Below are 3,722 nucleotides of genomic sequence, written 5' to 3' on the forward strand. Positions count from 1 at the left end.
AAGTGAAACGCCGTAGCGCCGATGGTAGTGTGGGGTCTCCCCATGCGAGAGTAGGACACTGCCAGGCATCAAATAAAGCCGAGACCCCATGCCAAAAGCGTGGGGTTTTTGCTATGTGCGCGAATAGCTAAATAATAAAAGAGGAGGCTGCCCTGACGGGTGGCCTTTTTTGCGTTTGGTTAGGATGAAACTTAATATAAGCAATAGTGCTGATTAAATACTTTCTTCAGTCATTCTGATTTTCTCTAACCAGCTACAAATAAACTCTGCAATCTGTTCTGGCTGATTAATATCCAGCTGTACGACATCAGTAGCAATCGGTTTATCACTTGCTAATGCGATAACATATTCATCAATCAAGCTTGAGAACGGCTTGCCCACAGCTTCTCTATATAGAGCGATTTTATTGATTGGCTCATGCTTAAAGCCTTCAACCAAGATTAAATCGATAGTTGAGGTATCCAACCTGCTGGCAAGATAGTGCAGATCCAACGGCTTTTGTTCCGGTGTTTCGGTCATTAATGCCCAGCGGCAATCACTGGCAACTAACGTCTGGTGGGCGCCTGCCTTGCGTAATTCATAGCTATCCTTGCCTGGCGTATCAATTTCCATATTATGATGTGTATGTTTGATCAGACCCACCCGGATTTGGCGCTGTTGTAATAAAGGAATTAGGCTTTTGAGTAATGTTGTTTTTCCTGTACCACTGTATGCGGTAATCCCTAATAGTGGTGATATTTTTCGGCTCATAACTCACCTCTTTTACTTTGTTCCCATAAATCGCAGTCGGTGGGGGTATTTAGGTTACTGAATTGCTCTCCTTGCCCTCTGAATATTACGGATTGAGCATTAACACTCTCCATAAATATCATTAGTTTGCGATCGCCTTTTGCTAAATATTCCGCAAGCAGTGATTTCAGGCTAACATGCATTAGCGCTAATGTCGGGTGTGCTCGCTGGCCATCGTGAACATAAGCCGCCAGTGCTTGCTGCTTTCCTTGCCAAAGTTGAGACACTAAATTGCTTGGAAGCGCAGGAACGTCACAAGGAGCAAATACAACCCATTCCGTAGCTGAATAGCTTAACCCTGTATGCATACCCGCCAATGGCCCTACAAAGCCAGTAATGATATCGTTAATGACAGTAATTCCACTTTTTTGGTAGATCTCTTGATTACGATTAGCATTAATAAGGAGATTGTTAACTTGAGGTTTTAATCTATCAATGACATGTTGAAACAACGGTTTATTGTGAAGAAGAATAAGTCCTTTATCATTACCTCCCATTCGGGAAGAACGGCCTCCTGCAAGAATAACACCTGTAATATTGGGCTGCATTTTTATCACTCCGTTGCATTCAACCGACGGACGAATTGTATCTTTAAATAGCACGGCTGGTCAGGATTTACTTTTATTGACAATAGGCTCTCTTTCCCTGTGTGAATATCCCTGTTACTTTGTCAGCATATTTTGAATAGGATAAATTTGCTATGAAATGCCATCGTGTTAATGAACTGATTGAGCTTTTACATCCCGCCTGGCAGCAAGAGCCCGATTTAAATCTGGTGCAGTTTTTACAAAAACTATCAAATGAGGCCGGTTTTGAAGGTGGGCTTTCAGAGCTCACGGACGATATTCTTATTTATCATCTAAAAATGCGTGGTTCAGCATCAACGGAAGTCATTCCTGGTCTGAAAAAGGATTACGAGGAAGACTTTAAGTCTGCCATATTGCGTGCCCGTGGCATCATTAAAGATTAGTCATGCTCCTGTCTGCGGAGATAGGGGTTTTTGATGATACTATTTATTATTCTCAGCGCGCCGCTGTCACTTATAAAGACTGAATGTTGTTATGAACAGCTCTGCTTTTAATTTTCAGACCTTGTCTCCAGACCTGATTATGGATGCCCTTGAAGGGGTAGGACTGCGGGTGGATTCAGGGTTAACTGCGCTTAACAGCTATGAGAACCGCGTTTATCAGTTTATGGATGAAGATCGTAAACGGTACGTGGTGAAGTTTTATCGCCCTGAGCGCTGGAGCAGTGAGCAAATCATAGAAGAGCATCAATTCTCGCTTGATTTGGCTGAAGCGGAAATCCCGGTAATAGCCCCATTGCAGCTCAACGGACTCACCTTGCATACTCACGGTGGCTTTTTCTTTACTGTTTTTCCGAGTGTTGGCGGGCGACAGTATGAAATAGATAATCTTGACCAATTAGAGTGGGTTGGGCGTTATTTAGGCCGAATTCATCAGGTAGGTAGTGATGCTCTTTTTGTCGCTCGCTCAACAATAGGTATTGAGGAGTATCTAACAGAACCGCGCCAGTTACTGGCCAGTAGTGAGTTAGTGCCAGCAAAGCAGCGAGATAAATTTCTGGCGGCAACTGACCTACTGATTAGCACCATCAAGCAGTATTGGCATACTGATTGGCGGCCATTGCGGTTACATGGCGATTGTCACCCAGGGAATATTTTGTGGCGTGATGGGCCGATGTTTGTTGATTTGGATGATGCCCGAAATGGCCCGGCGGTTCAGGATCTTTGGATGTTGTTACATGGTGAACGCAGTGAGCAATTAATCCAACTGGATATTTTGCTTGAAGCCTATGGTGAGTTTGCTGATTTTGATCAGCGCGAGCTTGCACTCATTGAACCGTTACGCGCGATGCGGATGGTTTATTACCTTGCATGGGTTGCCAGGCGTTGGCAAGACCCTGCATTTCCTAAAAGTTTTCCGTGGATGGCGGAGTCTGATTTCTGGTTACAACAGACTGCCTCATTTACAGAACAGGTTAAGCTGTTGCAGGCACCCCCTCTGCAGCTAATGCCAATGTACTAAAGCTAAGATAATGGAGATTGTTATAGTATGAAAAATGTATGGTTAGCACTTGTTGGTATGGTGATGGCATTCAGTGCATCGGCAGCACAATTTACTGATGGCACCCAGTATCAGACGTTAAACAAACCATTAACCGGTGAGCCTCAGGTTTTAGAGTTTTTCTCTTTCTATTGCCCGCACTGTTACCAGTTTGAAGAGGTTTATCATGTTCCTCAGGCAGTCAAAAAAGCATTGCCAGAAGGGACTAAAATGACCCGTTACCATGTTGATTTCCTCGGCCCATTGGGCAAGGAACTGACTCAAGCATGGGCTGTCGCTATGGCGTTGGGTGTTGAGGAAAAAGTCACTCCATTGATGTTTGAAGGTGTACAGAAAACACAAACTGTACAAACACCGGGTGACATCCGTAATGTATTTATCAAAGCAGGTGTGAGTGGTGAAGACTATGACGCCGCATTAAACAGCTTTGTGGTTAAATCACTGGTTGTTCAGCAGCAAAAAGCCGCTGAAGATTTGCAATTACGTGGTGTGCCAGCAATGTTTGTTAATGGCAAATATATGATTAAGAACGATGGCATGGATACCAGCTCAATGGATATCTATGTTAAACAGTATGCGGATGTTGTTAAGTTCCTACTGACTCAAAAGTAATCGTATAAAAAGAGGGGCTGAATTTTATTAGCCTCTTTTTCACTTATCCTATATCTGTATATTTCAAGTTTGTTTCTCTCTCTGCCATGAAAATATCACCTTCTCTAATGTGATATTCATGCGGCTGAGTGATGATTTTTATTTGTCATGGTGTTGTTTTTAGTTAACTCATCTATTTTAGTGATAGGTAATGGACCATATTCATGGTAAAAAAAAGATAGAATGAGTTTGCAT

At 43.0% G+C, this 3,722-nt stretch carries 5 protein-coding genes; 3 read left to right on the forward strand and 2 right to left on the reverse strand.

Annotated features, from left to right (window positions below; translation table 11 throughout):
• Window positions 1-213 precede the first annotated feature (213 nt).
• Both mobB and mobA read right to left on the reverse strand, forming a co-directional pair.
• Window positions 214-750: a molybdopterin-guanine dinucleotide biosynthesis protein MobB gene (gene mobB, locus FTA91_RS19970; RefSeq protein WP_145535753.1), complete on the reverse strand. Its 537-nt coding sequence runs from the start codon at window positions 748-750 to the stop codon at window positions 214-216.
• Window positions 747-1,337 carry a molybdenum cofactor guanylyltransferase MobA gene (gene mobA, locus FTA91_RS19975; RefSeq protein ID WP_186366618.1) on the reverse strand — a complete coding sequence of 197 codons (591 nt, stop codon included), beginning with the start codon at window positions 1,335-1,337 and terminating at the stop codon, window positions 747-749. Before mobA ends, mobB begins: the two co-directional genes overlap by 4 nt.
• Window positions 1,338-1,489: 152 nt before the next feature.
• Between mobA and FTA91_RS19980 the strand changes: the two genes are divergently transcribed.
• From FTA91_RS19980 to dsbA, 3 genes are all read left to right on the forward strand, one after another.
• Entirely contained in the window at window positions 1,490-1,759 is a 270-nt protein-coding gene (locus FTA91_RS19980) for a YihD family protein (RefSeq protein ID WP_050114880.1), read from the forward strand.
• Window positions 1,760-1,850: 91 nt separating this feature from the next.
• Entirely contained in the window at window positions 1,851-2,837 is a 987-nt protein-coding gene (locus FTA91_RS19985; protein ID WP_050114879.1) for a serine/threonine protein kinase, read from the forward strand.
• Window positions 2,838-2,864: 27 nt separating this feature from the next.
• Window positions 2,865-3,488 carry a thiol:disulfide interchange protein DsbA gene (gene dsbA / locus FTA91_RS19990; RefSeq protein WP_050114877.1) on the forward strand — a complete coding sequence of 208 codons (624 nt, stop codon included), beginning with the start codon at window positions 2,865-2,867 and terminating at the stop codon, window positions 3,486-3,488.
• Window positions 3,489-3,722: the final 234 nt, after the last annotated feature.

The sequence above is a fragment of the Yersinia thracica genome (assembly GCF_902170565.1).
GTDB classification, from domain to species: domain Bacteria; phylum Pseudomonadota; class Gammaproteobacteria; order Enterobacterales; family Enterobacteriaceae; genus Yersinia; species Yersinia thracica.